The following is a 15,669-nucleotide window of genomic DNA, read 5'->3' as shown; positions in this document are numbered from 1 at the left end:
CCACCCCCCCCCCCCCCCCCACCTCTCCACGGTCTGTGGCGCCGCCGGGATCGGCGAGGACGACAGGACCGGGATCGCCGCGGTCAGGGTGATCGGAGCCGATCTGCTGCTGCCGAGCCTGCTGTACGGACGCGATCCGCACCCCGGTGACGTGGCGGTGCTGCAGCGTGCCGTGATCGACTTCCCGCCGCGTGCGGGCGCCCCGGCGGCGACCGCCTGGAGCCACTGGGCGATGGAGTCGGCGCTCCGTACGCCCCGCACCGGCGACGCCGCGCCCGAGCCCACCGCCGCGTGGCTCGAAGAGGCGCCCTGGCAGGCGTTCACCCATCAGCTCTCCGTGCTCGCCCCGCTCGCCCGTCCAGCCTCCGCATCGGCCGTCAACCGCGTCGCGAGCGGCCGGCCGGTCGACGTGGCCCGCGGATTCGTCCGTGCCGTGCGGCGCCGCGACTGGCTCCAGGCGGCCGGGGCCGGCCGTTGGCTGGCCACGCTCGACGGGGTGCCCGACACCGTCGGCCTGGCCGCAGGACTGGACTTCGTCCAGCTCATGGGCGGTCAGGACCCCCGGGTGGCACTGCATCTGCGCGCGGCCGGACTGATGCTCGGGGCGCGGTCCGGACTCGGGGCGCGGTCTGGACCGGCCCGGTGACGGCCGCCCCGCAAGCGCGAACGCGGCCCCGGGGCAACGGACTTGACGTCGATGCCCCGGGCGCGGGTCCTGTGAGTGGTGCGCTGGGGGCCGCCCTGGACTGGGTGCGGGGGAACCGCTCCGGCTTCGTGCTCCCCGGTGATGTCCTCGAACCGCACAGCGACGTCAACCGCACCATGAAGCCCCTCGGCGAACTGGCCCAGCTGTGCACCACGGTCAGCCGCCGTACGCACCCCGGCGACCCGCACCATGCGACGGCCGCCGCTCTCGTACGGTTCGCCTGGGAGCAGGTACGCGAGGGCGGGCTGCTCCTCGACATCGCGCGCAACGAGCCGTTCGCCACCTACCCCTTCGAGATCTACGCGGCCTTCGCCGGAGACGGCCTGCGCCACGAGGGCTTCGAGCGCCTCGTGTCCGCCGTCGCCGCCACCCGGGGCTGGGCCTTCACCGAGCAGCACGCCAACCGCGAACTGGGGCTGCTCAACTCCGAGCGGCGGATCGGTGTCCCCCCGCACACGGCGGCGGAGCCGGTCCTGCGCCGGACCTGGCTGGGCGCGCTGCCCGAGCCGTGGACCTTCGAGCGCGCCTCCGGGTACGCCCTGACCCATGCGGTCTTCCACGTCACCGACTGGGGCAACGCGCCGCAGCTGATGCCCCGGGACATCTCCGACTACCTCCGCACCTGGCTCCCGGCGTGGATCGACGGCTGTTTCGAGAACGGCCAGTGGGACCTCGGCGGCGAGCTCCTCGCGGTCGCCGCCTGTCTGCCGGAACCGCCGCCGCAGGCGCTGGTGGAGACCTTCTGGCCGGTGCTGGCCGCCGTCCAGGACGGCACGGGCGCCGTCCCCGAGACGGGCCCGCCGCTCGTCCCGGGCGGGGGAGGGCAACAGGAGGGCGGCCCGGGGGGCGAGGCATCAGCCGATGTCCTGGAGGCCCCGCGCGAGTTCCTGAACTGCTACCACTCGACGCTGGTGACGGCCTTCGCGGCAGCCCTGACCCTGGCCCGGAGCGGGCCGGCGGACCAGGCCACGGCCACCGGTACGGCCACCGCCGCGGCCACCGGCCGCACCGGACAGCAGCCCGGCCCTGATCCTGCCCCGGCGGCCCCCGGCCGCACCGGACAGCAGCCGGATCCGGCCGGCCGACAGGACGGAGGCGCCGTATGAACGACGGCGGACCGACGGAGAACGGCGACGCGTCCCGCCCCGGTGACGGGCTCCCGGGCGGTACGGGGAGCGGCGGTACGGCATCGAGCGGTGCGGCGGGCGGCGGTGCGGCCAGCGGCGGCACGGGCACCCCAGACACGGGCACGGCCGGGACGGCCACCCCCGGTACGGCCACCGGCACAGCCACCCCCGGTACGGCCACCCCCGGTACGGCGACCACCGGTACGGCCGGGGCGGTCCGGCAGATCCACGACGTCGGAGCGCGCGCCCTGGAGTGGCTGTACGCCCACCGGGACGGCTTCCGCCTGGAGGACGACCCGGACCCCGAAACCGGCATGCTGGACCGGTTCAAGCCGCTCGGCGAACTGGCCCTCATCGGGAAGGTCATCTTCCGCGAGGGCGTCGCGGGTTCGCAGCAGGCCGCGACCGCGCGCAGACTGCTGGACCACGCCTGGCACGAACTCCTCGGATCCGGTGCCCGCCTCGTCGACGGACAGACCCGCGAACCGCTCTCGCCGGTGCCCTTCGAGGTCTACGTACCGTTCAAGGAGCTCGGCTACAGCCACCCCCAGGTCGAGGCCGCAGCCCAGCTCAACCACCGGCTCGTCAGCCGGCAGACGCTGGAGGTGCTGCCGGTCCGCCGTCTCGGGCTCTCCGCCATGGAGCGCCGCTTCGGCCTCCCGCCCGGCCTGCCCGAGGACGCGGCTGCGGCCCGCACCTGGCTGGCCCACCGCCCGGAGCCGTGGACCGTGGAGGGCCACATCGGCTACGACATCACGCACACGGTCTTCCACCTGACCGACTGGGGCGAGCACCCGTCCGGGCTGCCCGACGACATCGCCGGCTATCTGGCCACCTGGCTGCCGGTCTGGCTGGACGACTGGCTCGACCTCGGACGGTGGGACCTGCTGGGCGAACTGCTCGTCGTGGACGCCTGTCTGCCGGAGCCCACGCTGGACCCGGCCGCCTGGCGCGGCTTCGCCGCCGCCCAGCAGCCCGACGGCGCGATGCCCGTGCAGGGCGCGATGCCGGAGGGTGACGACGGGTATGTCTTCGACCTCGTCTACCACCCGACCCTGGTGGCCGCGTTCGCCTCCGCCCTGGCGGTCTCCCGCGCCATGGCGGACCTGACCGCCCCGGTCTCCTGATGCCGGCGGACGGCACGGAGGCGGAGTCGGAGTCAGGGCCAGGCGGAGGACCACGGCCCGGGACGGGGCCGGGGGCCGGTACGGGACCAGCGGCGGGGATGGGACCGAGGGCCGGGACGGGGCCAGCGGCGGGGATGGGACCGGGGGCCGGGCCGGGACCGGCGGCGGGTACGGAGCCTGGGCCCGGACCGGGACCAGCAGCCGAAGCCGGACCGGGGGCCGGTACGGGACCCGTGGCCGGGATGGGACCGGAAGCCGGGCCGAGACCAGCGGCCGGTACGGAACCAGCGGCCGAAGCAGGACCGGGCTCCGGCCCGGAAACACCCGTAACAAAAGCCCGGCCGGAGCCCCGTACACGGCCCCGGGACGGGGTGGCGGCCCGCCTGGCCGAAGCCGCGCGGGCGATCGACGCCCCCGGCCTCGTCATCGCGGTCAGCCACCGGGGCCGCCGCACGGTCCACTGCGGAGGCACCGCCCCCGCGCCCGGGGTCCCGCGCGACCGGCAGCGGTACGAGATCGGCTCGGCGTCCAAGACGTTCACGGGCCTCCTCCTCGCGGAACTCGTCCGTGCCGGCCGCCTCTCGTACGACGACATCGCGGCCCGCCATCTGTCACCCGGCGCCCCGCGGGACACCGCCCCCGGCAACCGGGCGACCCTGCTCCACCTGATCACCCACACCGCCGGACTGCCCGCCCTGCCGGCCGACTTCTACCCGCAGGCGCTCCGGCGCTGGTCGACCGACCCGTACGGGGGCTACCCGGCCGAACGCGTCGTGGCCGCCTTCCTCCGCGCCCGGCCCCGCCACCGCCCCGGCACCCGCTGGCACTACTCCAACTTCGGGGCCTCGGTCCTGGGCCACACCCTCGCGGCCGCCACGGCCACCCCCTGGGACGACCTGATCGCCCACCACGTCCTGACCCCCCTCGGCCTGACCGCCACCCGGCTGCACCCGGAGCGCGCGAACGGGCGTGGCCGTACCGGGGGCGCGGGCGGGCGCATGGGCACGGACCAGCACGGGCCGGGCACCGACGCCCCCGGCCACCGCCCGGACGGTGTCACTCCCGTACCCGGTCTGGCCATGGGCGGCTTCCAGGCCGCGGGGGCCGTACGCGCGACCCCCGGCGACCTGCTGACCTACCTCGAAGCCCATCTGGACCCGGCCGGCACCCCACTGGAAAGCGCCCTCCGCACGGTCCGCCGCCCCGTGCTCCGCCGAGGACTCGGCCACCACCACACCCACACCCTCACCTGGTTCCAGCACCCCTCACCCCAGGGCCCGCTGTACTTCCACGCCGGCGCCACCACGGGCCAGCAGGCGTTCATCGGCTTCCGCCCGGCCACCCACACGGCGGTGGCCGCGGTAACCACCCGCCGTATCCGCCTCCGGGACACCTTCGTCGCGACGGCGTACGCCCTGCTCCACGGGGAGTTGGACTGATCGGCCGGGCCGAGCGGCTGGACCGTGGAGTCGCCGCGGAAAAGGCAGCCGGAACGGGTCCGTAAAGAAACACGACAACAGCGCGGCCGCCACCGCTTAATCGCGTATTCGCATCAAGGGCGCAAGTAACCTCCACCATACGGATGTTACTTTCCGAACTCGTGCACTCACGTGTAGTGTTTGGCGCGCCCGCTGTCGACGCGGTCGTACTCCGTGAATGTCTGCTCTGCACGCCCCCGACGGGAATGAGTAGCCAATGTCCACAGGCACTTTCACAGCACGCGGTCCCGCCAGGACGGGTTGGCACGCCGTCTCGGATCGCCCGCCGACCGATCCGGCGGTGACCGTCGAACCGATTTCCCGGGGGCGGTGGGTGCTCGCGGCTCAGGGCTATGTCCCTGTCTCGGTACGGCAGACGCCCTCGGAACTCCATCTCGTGTTCGCCCCCTCTCCGGAATGGGACGCCGCACTTCCGGAGCGCAGGGCGGAAACAACCGAAACAGCGGATCTGGCCGATCCGGCCGAGTTGGCTGAAACAACAGCCCCGGCCGCCACGGCGGATCCGCTTTCCGACCCGCTCCAAGTCGACCACGCGGCCCGCACCATTCATGTCGCCGGGCGCCAACTCGAACTTCCCAAAATGGAGTTCGACCTGCTGGCCTACTTCATTTCCCGCCCGCTGCACGTCCACGCGCGCCCTCAGCTCATCGCCGCGCTCTGGCCCGACACGGCAGGCAGTGAACGCACCGTGGATGTCCATGTGGCCCGCCTGCGCCGACGGCTCGGCCCGCAGTACCGAAAGGTCATCGCGACGGTGGTGGGCGTGGGCTACAAGTACGTCCCGGCCCTCGCCGGCCAGCGGATATCGCCGACGGCGGGCGAGGGGACCTGGGCCCTGTGACCCGGCTCACATACGTCGATGTATGATACGTCGCTGTATGTTAATGAGTACGGCGTCAGCCGAGGGTGCTGAGCCGACGCTGGTACACGGAGTTCCCATGGACTTTTACGGACGCCGACACGTCTTCGACGACCTGCACGGCCGTCTGGACCGTATCCGTGAGACCGGTACTGGTCAGTTGCTGGCCGTGCGGGGGCGGCGACAGGTGGGGAAGTCCCGCCTCTTCACGCGCTTCGTCGAGCGGGCCGGACTGCCCTACCTCTACTTCACGGCGGTCAAGAACGCACCGCCCGCAGTCCAGCTGCGGACTCTCACCGCCGACATACACACCTCGACCACCCCGCTGAAGGACGCCGATACGCTGTTCGCTGCTCCGCCCGCCGACTGGCGGGACGCGTTCGGCCGTACCGCCGTGGCCTGCCGGAACACGCCCTCCGTTGTGGTTGTCGACGAGTTCCCCTGGGCCGCCGGCGCCGATTCCACGCTTGAGGGGCAACTCCAGAACGCCTGGGACCGGCAGCTGGAGCACACGCCCGTGCTCTTCGTGCTGATCGGTTCGGACGTCACCATGATGGAACGGCTCACCGAACACGACCGGCCTCTGTACGGGAGGGCGAAGAACCGGACCATCTCGCCGTTCAACCCGGCCGAGTGCGCCGAGGCGCTGGGGCCGGAGGCAGACCCGTCGGCCGCGTTCGACACCGCGCTGGTCACCGGCGGCTACCCCCGCCTCGTGGCGGACCGGGCGCGCTCGGCGAGCACCACGGCCTTCGTGCACGAACAGCTGAGCGACGAGAACAGCGATCTCGCGGTCATGGGGCAGCGGTCGCTGGACGCCGAGTTCCCGGACGCCCACCAGGCCCGTCGGGTGCTCTCGGCGATCGGCGGTACGGAGATCGGCTTCGGCACCTTCAGCCAGGTCGTCGGGAGGCTCCCGGAGGCCGGGTCCGCAGCGCAGACAGCGGTGACCCGTGCCATAGGAGTGCTTTCGGACAAGGGCGTGGTGACGGTGGATGTCCCCGTCGGGAGCAGCCCCGGCAGCAGACTGCGCCGTTACCGTATCGACGACCCTTGTCTGCGGTTCTGGTTCCGTTTTGTCGAGGAGCAACTGCCCCATATCGCGCGGGGCCGCCCCGACATCGCCCGCGGCGCCTTCGACCGGGGCTGGGCGAGCTGGCGGGGCCGGGCGGTCGAGCCGCTGGTCCAGGACGCGGTGTCGCGACTCAGCCTCGGGACACCGGGTCTGGAGAGTGCGGGCCGGGCCGGAAGCTGGTGGAACCGTGACAACAGCGTCGAGTACGACATCGTCCTTCCGGCCGCGGTCGGCAGGAAGGTGCTGCTCGTGGGGTCGGTGAAGTGGCGCGAGAACAAGCGGTTCGACGCGCGGGACCTGACGCATCTCGCCGGTGCACGGCATCACGTCCCCGGTGCCGAAACCGCCCGGCTGCTGGCGGTGTGTCCGGCCGGTATCGCCGACGGCGTACGCCCCGACGGTGTGCTCACCCCCGCCGACCTGCTGGCCGCCTGGCAGAACTGACCGCCGCCGCCCCTCCGTTCCGTACCAGGGCGGGCGCGGCGGCAGGCGGCGGATCCGCGAGTGGTTCCGTTGCCCCGGTGTCCCCCCGGCCCCGCCGCCCGTTCCGTCCCGCGCGCCGTACGACCGCTGCCCCGGCCAGGGCCAGGAGCGCCAGGCCGCCCACCGCTGACCCGAGCCGGAGCCCCGGGGGACGGAAGGTGCAGCTCACCGTGGTGGCACCGCCGGTCAGGGGGACCGCCACCAGGCCCAGATACGAGCGGGCCGGGCGGTCGGCCGTGTGGCCCGTGTGGCACTGCCAGCCGGAGATGCGGGGCATCGCGAAGACCGCTGTGCCCCTGGAACCCGGCGGGAGCTGGGCCCGTACGGACCGGTCCGTGACCTGGACCGAACGGGCGCCCGTCCGCGTCAGACGGGCCACCGCCCTGGCCAGGGCCGGGCGGGACAGACAGCCCGTCCGGCCCTGCGGGTGCGGGGTGACCGCCGCGCCGCCCGGGGCACGGCCCATCGGCTGGAGCGCCGCGCGCCGGCCCCGCTGTCCGCCCCGCAGCTCCACCGGATCACCTCCGCCCAGCCGGACGGTGCCCGTGAGGTCCGGCGCGGAGTAGAAGACATCGGTACCGGCCGGGCAGCTGTCCGCGTACGTATATACGTGTGCGCCGATGAGCAGTTCCTGGTTGCGGAACGGCGAGCGGCCGAAGTGCGGCACCGGGCCCGGCGGTCGTACGGTCACCAGCGGGGGCACCGCCGCCCGCGCCACCGTCACCGCGCCGTCGACGCCCTTCCGGCGCGGCGCCGACCGCACCCGCGCGCCCACCGAGAAGACCGCGTCCGTCACCGGGTTGTCCAGCGACTGGATGTTCCGGCCGCGCGAGGTCCAGCCTGCCCCGAGCGCGGCCATGGTCCGGGTGTACGGGTCCGGCGTCATGCTGCTGTAGTACGCGCCGCCCTCGCCGCCGACCAGCAGCGGATCGTTCCCGGTGGTCTGCTCGCGCCCCGGATCGGTGCGGTAGCGCGGCCAGCCGTCCGCTCCGGCGACCGCTGCCGCCTCCTCGTCCAGATGGCGGCCCCACGGCGCGTAGTCGTCCAGCCGGTGGATCTTGACCCGGTCCGCATACGCCGTGGTCGCCGCCGCCTGACCGGCCTGCGCCCCCACCAGGAGCAGCGCCGCCACCAGGACCGGCTGCCGCCGCAGCACCCACACCCGCAGACCCGCCGTACCCGGGCCGGTGGACCGCTTGTCCACCGGCCCGGCCCGCATCGCGCTGTCCGGCCCGGTCCGCCCGGTACGCGCCGCCCCGTCCCGTCCCGACCGCCCCAGCAGCACAAGCCCGCCCACCACCCCGGCCAGGCCGAGACCGAAGAGCGGATACGTGTAGACGGTGACCGTCCGTGAGAAGGCCGCGCAGAGCGCCCCCGCCGTGAGGACCGCCGCCCCGCGGGACAGGGCCCGGCCGCTCGGCACCCCGTACGAGAGCGCCGTCCAGGCCGCGATCACCACCAGCCCGCTCAGGACGAACGTCTGCCGGTACGGGCTGCCGTTCGGCGTCGCGAACAGATGCCAGAGGAGATGGGTGGGCTTCCACTGCATCGACAGCGCGACCAGCACCACGAGCCCCGCCCAGCACCGGCGTTCGCGGCGCGGCACCGGCCGGTGGAAGGCCAGCGCGCAGGCGAGCAGCAGAGTGCCCGTGCCGAGGAAGAGCGCGGGGGTGGAGAAGCTGTAGGTGGCGGGGAGCGTACGGGCGAACACATCCGTCCAGGCGGCCGGTGTGAACTCCTTGGTCCAGCCGGGGTACGCGTGCCGGGTGCCGAGGAAGACCGTACAGAGGAGCGGGGCGGCGATGCCGATGCCGAGCAGGACCGTTCCGGCCGCCCTGAGCAGCACCCGGATCCGATGGCGCGCCCCCGTCTCCGCCTCCTCCGTCAGCAGCAGCCGGACGAGCAGCACCAGCGCCGCCCCGATGGTCGCCATGTACGCGGTGTAGAAGTTCGCGGTCCAGGCGAGCGCGACGACCACGGGCCCGAGCAGCGGTCTGCGCCCGCCCCGCACCCACTCGCCAACCAGGCACAGCAGCGGGAAGGCGATCAGCCCGTCCAGCCACATCAGGTTGTACGACGCCTCCAGGACCGACCAGCCGCAGAGCCCGTACGAGGCGCCCAGCAGCCCGGCCGCCCACCAGCGGCCGGGCCGCAGGGTGAGCAGGAGCGAGGTCATCGCGGCCGACGCCGCCGCCATCTTCAGCAGCGTGACGGCGTAGACCGCGAGATCGATACGGTCCTTCGGGAAGAACGCGACCAGCAGCGCGAACGGGCTGCTCAGATACGTGCCGAGGTCCGGCAGGAACGACGTGCCGTACCCCGACTGCCAGTTGAGCAGCAGCCCGCCGTGCGCCCGGCCGTGCAGCAGATCCTGGAGGTGGGCGTGGAAGGGGATGTACTGGTTGCCCAGATCGCTGATGCTGCGGTGGCGCGGACCGTACGGATGGATACGGGCGGCGGCGTCCCCGGCGCACACGGCCAGTACGGTGAGCAGCGCGGCCAGTACGGTGGCGCTGAGGCGGGCTGTCACTGCCGGACGGCGGGGTCTCATGCCCCCGAATATGGCAGTGGAAATACGCTGAATTGGCCCGGGATGGGGTGAGTTCATCGAGCCGTCGCCGGGACTTCACCTCTCCCGTTCCCAGGAGCGCGTCCACAGACTCAGGAGCGTGTACACAGATGCACACCGCACGGCAGGCCCCGGCGGGGGCGAAGCTGGGCCAGCTGGTCCGCTTCGCGCTCGTCGGCGTGGTGAACACCGGCACGTACTACGGCTGTTACCTGCTCCTGCTCACCCGGCTCCCGTACCTCGCCGCGCACACCGTCGCCTTCTGCCTCAGCATGGTCGGGTCGTTCTTCATGAACGCCCGGTTCACCTACCGGATCCGGCCGACCTGGCGGAAGTTCCTGCTCTTCCCGCTGACCAACGCGGCCAACTTCGTCATCACCACCGGCGGCGTCTATCTCCTGGTGGACGTGGCCCGTCTCGGCGCCCACTACGCGCCGCTGGTCGCGGCAGCGGCGGCCGTTCCGCTGACTTTTCTCATCTCGCGGACGATCATGCTGCGCCCCGACAACCGGGAAGCCCCTGAATCGTTGGTCGAACCGGTGGCCCCCGCCACCCCAAGTGCCTAACATTCGATCAACGCAAGGTCTTGTGCTCCGCGCGTCGCCCGGCCGCCCCCGCGAGGAGGCGCCGAGCGCCACGCCACCCCCCGCACGAACTCGCCTGCCAGGAGGCTCCTTTGCACCGCCGCCGTCGCACTGCGCTCTCCGTATCCGTTGCGCTCGTCGCCGCAGCCCCGCTTCTCGCCGCCTGCGGCAGCCAGCCCCATCCGGGCGCGGCAGCCGTCGTGGGTAAGGACCGGATCACGGTCGCGGCCCTGCAGACGCAGGTGAACGACGTACGCAAGGCGCAGAACAAGTCTCCGCAGGCCGCCGAGCTGATCAGGAGCAGCAACAACCTCAGCGGGATGAAGCTCGGCACCATGATCTTCGACCGGGTGCTCGCGAAGGCGGCGGCGGACGCCGGGGCGAAGGTCACCCGCAAGGACATCCAGGACGCGCGCGACCAGCTGGTCAAGCAGGCGGGCAGCGAGCAGCGGCTCCAGCAGGTCTACCTCCAGCAGAACGGCATCGCACCCGGCCAGATCGACCAGGCGCTCCAGGAGCAGGTCACCGCGTCCAAGCTGGCCGAGAAGCTGGGCGGCGTCTCGCTCGGCACTCCGCAGGGCCAGAGCGCGGTGCTCCAGGCGATGATGAAGACGTCCAGGGCGATGGGCGTGGACGTCAATCCGCGCTATGGGGTCTGGGACGCGAAGAAGAGCCAGCTCGGCGCGTACAAGACGCCGTGGATCACCGAGGTGACCAAGGAGCAGACGGGCCAGTCCGCCGGGACCGGGGTCAGCGCGGCGGGATAGCGGTCCGGCGGGACAGCGGCGCAGCGGGCACCGGCACCGGCCCGCCGGGGGATCGGCACAGCGGGACAGCGGCCCGGCGGGATAGTTTCGACGGGTGACCGCTGAGAACACCCACGACCCTGCCCCCTCCGCCTCCGCCCCCGGCCCCACCCCTGTCCCCGAGGCGCTCGACGCCCCCGGCAGGGTCGTGCTGCTCACCACCAGCCACCGGGTCGCGCCGGGACTCCTCTCCTGGCCGGCCTGGCAGCTGCTGCACTCGGCGGACCGGGTGGTCTGCGCGGACCCCGGCCATCCGCAGCTGCCGTATCTGCGCGAGGCCGGGGTGACCGTCGAGCAGGAGGCGCCCGACGCGCACCGGCTGGTCGAGGAGTGCGCGGGCGGGCACACGGTCGTCGTCCTCCCCTCCGGCGAGGGCGACCGGCAGCTCACCGACGGTCTGGCCCGGCTCGCGGGCAGCGGCCGGGTGCGGATGCCGGACCTGGAACTGCTGCCCGGTTCGTACGATCTGCCGGGCGCACGCCTCCTCGACCTGGTGCAGGTGATGGACCGGGTGCGCCGCGAGTGCCCGTGGACCTCCCAGCAGACCCACCGGGGGCTCGCCAAGTACCTGATCGAGGAGGCGTACGAACTCGTCGAGGCGATCGAGGACGGCGACCGGGACGAACTGCGCGAGGAGCTGGGGGACGTCCTGCTCCAGGTCGTCTTCCACGCCCGGATCGCGCAGGAGGGCACCGGCGATGAGGGGGACGAGCCGTTCTCCATCGACGATGTCGCGGGCGGCCTCGTCGAGAAGCTGATCCACCGCCACCCGCATGTCTTCGGCGACGAGACGGCGGAGACCGCCGATGACGTCCACGCCCACTGGAACCGGACCAAGGCGATCGAGAAGCAGCGCACATCGGTGACGGACGGCGTCCCGGTCGGCCAGCCGGCCCTCGCCCTCGCGGCGAAGCTGACCTCCCGGGTGCGGGGCTCGGATCTCGACGTACCGCTCCCGGCGGGCGAGGGCGTCGGCTACCGGCTGCTGGCCCTGGCCGCGAGCGCGGAGGCGGCCGGCACGGACCCGGAGGCGGCGCTGCGCGCGGCGGCGCGGGCGTACCGGGACGCGATCCGGGCCGTGGAGGGCGCGGCACCCCGGGCGGCTACCGTCGAGGAGTGACCGACAACAGCACCGCAGACCCGGCCCCCACCCTCTTCACCTGGGAGTTCGCGACCGATCCGTACCCCGCGTACGCCTGGCTGCGGGAGCACGCGCCCGTCCACAGGACCGCGCTGCCCAGCGGGGTGGAGGCCTGGCTGGTGACGCGGTACGCGGACGCTCGGGCGGCGCTCGCCGACCCCCGGCTGTCGAAGAACCCGGCGCACCACGCCGAGTCCCCGCACGCCAAGGGCAAGACCGGGATCCCGGGGGAGCGCAAGGCGGAGCTGATGACGCATCTGCTGAACATCGACCCGCCGGACCACACCCGGCTGCGGCGGCTGGTCTCCAAGGCGTTCACCCCGCGCACCGTCGCGCTCTTCGCCCCGCGGGTGCAGGAGCTGACGGACCGGCTGATCGACGGCTTCGTGGCGGACGGGAAGGCCGACCTCATCCATGACCTGGCCTTTCCGCTCCCCATCTACGCCATCTGCGATCTGCTCGGCGTCCCGCGCGAGGACCAGGACGACTTCCGGGACTGGGCGGGGATGATGATCCGTCACGGCGGCGGACCGCGCGGCGGGGTCGCGCGCTCGGTCAAGAAGATGCGGAACTACCTCGCCGAACTCATCCACCGCAAGCGGGAGAACCCCGGTGACGACCTCATCTCCGGTCTCATCAGGGCGAGCGACCACGGCGAGCACCTGACCGAGAACGAAGCCGCCGCGATGGCGTTCATCCTGCTCTTCGCCGGGTTCGAGACGACGGTCAACCTCATCGGCAACGGGATGTACGCGCTGCTCCGCAACCCGGAGCAGCGTGCGCGCCTTGAGACCTCACTGGCGGCCGGGGAGACCGGCCTCCTCGCCACCGGGGTCGAGGAACTGCTGCGCTACGACGGGCCGGTGGAGCTGGCCACCTGGCGGTTCGCCACCGAACCGCTGACCCTGGGCGGGCAGTCCGTCGCGGAGGGCGATCCCGTACTCGTCGTGCTGGCCGCCGCCGACCGCGACCCGGAGCGCTTCACCGAGCCGGACACGCTGGACCTCGGACGCACCGACAACCAGCACCTCGGCTACGGGCACGGCATCCACTACTGCCTCGGCGCGCCCCTGGCCAGACTGGAGGCGCAGACGGCGCTCGCCACCCTGTTGCGGCGCCTGCCCGGCCTGCGTCTGGCGGTGGGGCCCGACGAGATGCGGTGGCGCGGCGGGCTCATCATGCGGGGACTGCGCACGCTCCCGGTGGAGTTCGGGGACGCGTCGGATCCTGTCGGACCCTCAGTCTGACCAGGGCTGAAGTGACGTGCCGTCAAGAATGTGACTTTCACGTGATCTCCGCTGCATCGACTTGTGACTGACGTTCGAGTGCGGCTACGTTCACCCCTCAACTCATCCGTCACACGGAAGGCCACCGCATGCGCACCGGGAACGGTCGGCACCGCCGCCCCCGTCAGGCTCCAGCTCTAGTCGTAGCGGCAGGAGTCACGGGCTCGGCCATCGCCCTTCCGCTGCTGGCGTCGACCGGCGCCCACGCGGCCGACGCCACGACCTGGGACCGGGTGGCGCTGTGCGAGAGCGGCGGCATCTGGAGCGCCGACCTGGGCAACGGGCACTACGGCGGCCTCCAGTTCTCGCAGGCGGCCTGGGACAAGTACGGCGGCGGGCAGTACGCGATCCGCCCCGACCTGGCGAGCCGCTCCCAGCAGATAGCCGTGGCCGAGAAGGCGTACGCGGCCGAGGGGGCGAAGTTCTGGGCCAGTTGTGCGGCCGTCGCCGGGCTGACGAAGGACGACGCGGACACGGCCACCGTGGACCCGGGCTCCCCGGCCACCACGAGCCCCACTCCTTCGAAGCCGGCCGGCTCTGACGGGGGATCGAAGAGCACGAATACGGACGGATCGGGGCAGAAGTCATCGAAGGGGACGAGTTCGAGCCCGTCCGACTCCTCCTCCCCCACGGGCTCGCCCTCATCGGACTCCTCTCCTTCGGACTCTCCTTCCGGCTCCTCCTCCGGGTCGTCCTCGCCGTCATCTGACGCATCTTCGGATACATCAGGCACATCAGGCGCATCGGGCGGATCCGGCAGACCCGACTCTTCGGCTCATGCGGACGCCTCGGACTCCGCCTCGCCGTCCACTTCTGACCCGGCGACACCCGCCGACTCCGCCAACGGAGATGCTCCGGCGTCTCCGGACACTTCCGGGGCGGGCAGACACCGGGGCGGAGAGTCCGCCGACGGCCCCGGTGCGCACCGCGACGAGTCCGGGCGGCATGCCTCGCGCGGGGGAAACCCCTCCCGGAATGACGCCCGTACGGACGGCAGCTACACCGTCCGGGCGGGTGACAACCTCTGGTCCATCGCGAAGGCCCATGATCTGCCCGGCGGATGGCCCGCGCTCTACGCGGCGAACCATCGGACGGTCGGAGCCGATCCGGACTTCATCGTCCCTGGCCAGAGCCTTGATCTCGACCAAAATCAGGGGTAGTTAGCGCCTGTATGTCCGCTTCTGTTCGAGTGAGACATGGCTCTCGTCGGTCCGGCTGAATGTCCGTACTGTCCACCCGGCGCATGTCGCCTCTCACCTGCGAAAACGGGACATGCGCGGTCGTAAACCCGGGATTTGCTCGCCGATGTTCATCTTTGAATATCGGGGTGTCCTGTGATTACGGTCAGACCGCTCGCACCGCGGGCCTCTTCGATCGCCACGCCGAATCCTGCCATCGGTCGAGGGGAAGCAGTTGACGCTAAGAAGCGCCGCAGGCAGGAGCGGGGGACCCAGGTAAGCGCCGGGTCCGGCCGTCCGTTCAGAGTCAGAGAACGGCACGAACCGGGACCGGCTTGGGGTGAAGCTGTGCGCTAGGCCGCGCAGCCGGGCAACTCATTGGCCCGAACCCGACAGCTCACCTCGTAGGCGTCGGTGAGGAGATTCTTCATGCTGTTTTCCAGCAAGTCCAAGCACCGTCGCCCCTCGAAGGCCGTCCGCGTCGCCACCCTCGCCGGTGTCGCCGGAGCGGCTGTGGCCGTGCCGCTGATCGGTGCGACCTCCGCATCCGCCGCCTCGGTCTCCACCTGGGACGCCGTCGCGCAGTGCGAGTCCGGTGGCAACTGGTCCACCAACACGGGCAACGGTTACTACGGCGGCCTGCAGTTCAACAACTCCAGCTGGGCCGCCGCCGGTGGTACGCAGTACGCGCCCCGCGCCGACCTCGCCACCAAGGGCCAGCAGATCGCCACGGCCGAGAAGCTCCTCGCCATGCAGGGCCCGGGTGCCTGGTCCTGCGCCGGTGCCGGCGGCCTGACCAGCGGTGGTCCCAGCCCGGACGTCTCCACCTCTTCGAACGGCTCCTCGTCGTCCAGCGCCGACCAGCAGAGCGGCCACAGCGACCAGCAGGCCGCTTCGCGCAGCGAGGCCCGCACCAGTGCGCCGGCCGCCCCGAAGCACGCCGCCCCCCGCCACGCCGCGCCCACCACGATCAAGAAGGGTGACGGCGAGTACAAGGTCAAGGCCGGCGACACCCTCTCCACGATCGCCAAGGCCGAGCACGTCCGCGGTGGCTGGAAGAAGGTCTACGACCTGAACAAGGACATCGTGAAGCAGGCCGACCTGATCTACCCCGGTCAGCAGCTCCACCTGAGCTGATATCAGCTCTCCCCCCAGCACCCCCGGCCCGGGGCCGGAGACCCCGGGCAGCCCGGGGGGGGGGGGGGCCCCCCGGGGCCGCCCCCCCCCCC

At 72.3% G+C, this 15,669-nt stretch carries 13 protein-coding genes and 1 riboswitch; of the genes, 12 read left to right on the top strand and 1 reads right to left on the bottom strand.

What is annotated here, in order from left to right:
• The 6 genes from ACFXBC_RS25530 to ACFXBC_RS25505 form a co-directional block, all read left to right on the top strand.
• On the top strand, window positions 1–646 hold a 646-nt coding region (locus ACFXBC_RS25530), incomplete at its 5' end, for a hypothetical protein (RefSeq protein WP_385028869.1).
• 71 nt (window positions 647–717) lie between these two features.
• A complete protein-coding gene (locus ACFXBC_RS25525) occupies window positions 718–1,812 on the top strand; it encodes a DUF6895 family protein (RefSeq protein WP_385028866.1) in 1,095 nt (364 codons plus the stop codon).
• Window positions 1,809–2,960: a DUF6895 family protein gene (locus tag ACFXBC_RS25520; RefSeq protein WP_385028863.1), complete on the top strand. Its 1,152-nt coding sequence runs from the start codon at window positions 1,809–1,811 to the stop codon at window positions 2,958–2,960. The genes ACFXBC_RS25525 and ACFXBC_RS25520 overlap by 4 nt, the downstream gene beginning before the upstream one ends.
• Window positions 2,961–3,202: 242 nt before the next feature.
• Entirely contained in the window at window positions 3,203–4,399 is a 1,197-nt protein-coding gene (locus ACFXBC_RS25515) for a serine hydrolase domain-containing protein (protein WP_385028860.1), read from the top strand.
• A 340-nt stretch (window positions 4,400–4,739) separates the two neighbouring features.
• Window positions 4,740–5,300 (top strand): winged helix-turn-helix domain-containing protein, encoded by a 561-nt coding sequence (locus ACFXBC_RS25510; RefSeq protein ID WP_385028857.1) that lies wholly within the window; start codon window positions 4,740–4,742, stop codon window positions 5,298–5,300.
• A 97-nt stretch (window positions 5,301–5,397) separates the two neighbouring features.
• Window positions 5,398–6,837: an ATP-binding protein gene (locus ACFXBC_RS25505; RefSeq protein ID WP_385028854.1), complete on the top strand. Its 1,440-nt coding sequence runs from the start codon at window positions 5,398–5,400 to the stop codon at window positions 6,835–6,837.
• On the opposite strand, the gene ACFXBC_RS25500 is transcribed toward ACFXBC_RS25505, so the two are convergent.
• Window positions 6,800–9,427, bottom strand: a complete 2,628-nt coding sequence (locus ACFXBC_RS25500; RefSeq protein WP_385028851.1) for a YfhO family protein — start codon at window positions 9,425–9,427, stop codon at window positions 6,800–6,802. The genes ACFXBC_RS25505 and ACFXBC_RS25500 overlap by 38 nt on opposite strands.
• 128 nt (window positions 9,428–9,555) lie before the next feature.
• Between ACFXBC_RS25500 and ACFXBC_RS25495 the strand changes: the two genes are divergently transcribed.
• The 6 genes from ACFXBC_RS25495 (at window position 9,556) to ACFXBC_RS25470 (ending at window position 15,577) form a co-directional block, all read left to right on the top strand.
• Window positions 9,556–10,011, top strand: coding sequence for a GtrA family protein (locus ACFXBC_RS25495; protein WP_385028848.1), 456 nt, complete (start codon window positions 9,556–9,558; stop codon window positions 10,009–10,011).
• Window positions 10,012–10,121: 110 nt separating this feature from the next.
• Window positions 10,122–10,796: a SurA N-terminal domain-containing protein gene (locus ACFXBC_RS25490; protein WP_385028845.1), complete on the top strand. Its 675-nt coding sequence runs from the start codon at window positions 10,122–10,124 to the stop codon at window positions 10,794–10,796.
• Between the two features lie 187 nt (window positions 10,797–10,983).
• Window positions 10,984–11,955 carry a nucleoside triphosphate pyrophosphohydrolase gene (locus tag ACFXBC_RS25485; protein ID WP_385028916.1) on the top strand — a complete coding sequence of 324 codons (972 nt, stop codon included), beginning with the start codon at window positions 10,984–10,986 and terminating at the stop codon, window positions 11,953–11,955.
• Complete coding sequence (locus ACFXBC_RS25480) at window positions 11,952–13,223, top strand: cytochrome P450 (RefSeq protein WP_385028842.1); 1,272 nt, start codon at window positions 11,952–11,954, stop codon at window positions 13,221–13,223. Before ACFXBC_RS25485 ends, ACFXBC_RS25480 begins: the two co-directional genes overlap by 4 nt.
• A gap of 128 nt (window positions 13,224–13,351) precedes the next feature.
• Window positions 13,352–14,422 (top strand): transglycosylase family protein, encoded by a 1,071-nt coding sequence (locus ACFXBC_RS25475; RefSeq protein WP_385028839.1) that lies wholly within the window; start codon window positions 13,352–13,354, stop codon window positions 14,420–14,422.
• A 257-nt stretch (window positions 14,423–14,679) separates the two neighbouring features.
• A riboswitch (cyclic di-AMP (ydaO/yuaA leader) is annotated at window positions 14,680–14,866 on the top strand.
• A 3-nt stretch (window positions 14,867–14,869) separates the two neighbouring features.
• Window positions 14,870–15,577 (top strand): transglycosylase family protein, encoded by a 708-nt coding sequence (locus tag ACFXBC_RS25470; protein ID WP_385028836.1) that lies wholly within the window; start codon window positions 14,870–14,872, stop codon window positions 15,575–15,577.
• Window positions 15,578–15,669: the final 92 nt, after the last annotated feature.

This window comes from Streptomyces sp. NPDC059398, from assembly GCF_042751845.1.
GTDB lineage: Bacteria > Actinomycetota > Actinomycetes > Streptomycetales > Streptomycetaceae > Streptomyces.
Note: the sequence above shows the minus strand (reverse complement) of the source record. Positions and strands in the feature narration are given on the sequence as shown.

Coding starts and splice junctions, on each gene's coding strand:
- ACFXBC_RS25520 (WP_385028863.1), top strand. CDS start 1,809: ATGAACGACGGCGGACCGACGGAGAACGGCGACGCGTCCCGCCCCGGT.
- ACFXBC_RS25515 (WP_385028860.1), top strand. CDS start 3,203: ATGGGACCGGAAGCCGGGCCGAGACCAGCGGCCGGTACGGAACCAGCG.
- ACFXBC_RS25505 (WP_385028854.1), top strand. CDS start 5,398: ATGGACTTTTACGGACGCCGACACGTCTTCGACGACCTGCACGGCCGT.
- ACFXBC_RS25500 (WP_385028851.1), bottom strand. CDS start 9,427: ATGAGACCCCGCCGTCCGGCAGTGACAGCCCGCCTCAGCGCCACCGTA.
- ACFXBC_RS25495 (WP_385028848.1), top strand. CDS start 9,556: ATGCACACCGCACGGCAGGCCCCGGCGGGGGCGAAGCTGGGCCAGCTG.
- ACFXBC_RS25475 (WP_385028839.1), top strand. CDS start 13,352: ATGCGCACCGGGAACGGTCGGCACCGCCGCCCCCGTCAGGCTCCAGCT.
- ACFXBC_RS25470 (WP_385028836.1), top strand. CDS start 14,870: ATGCTGTTTTCCAGCAAGTCCAAGCACCGTCGCCCCTCGAAGGCCGTC.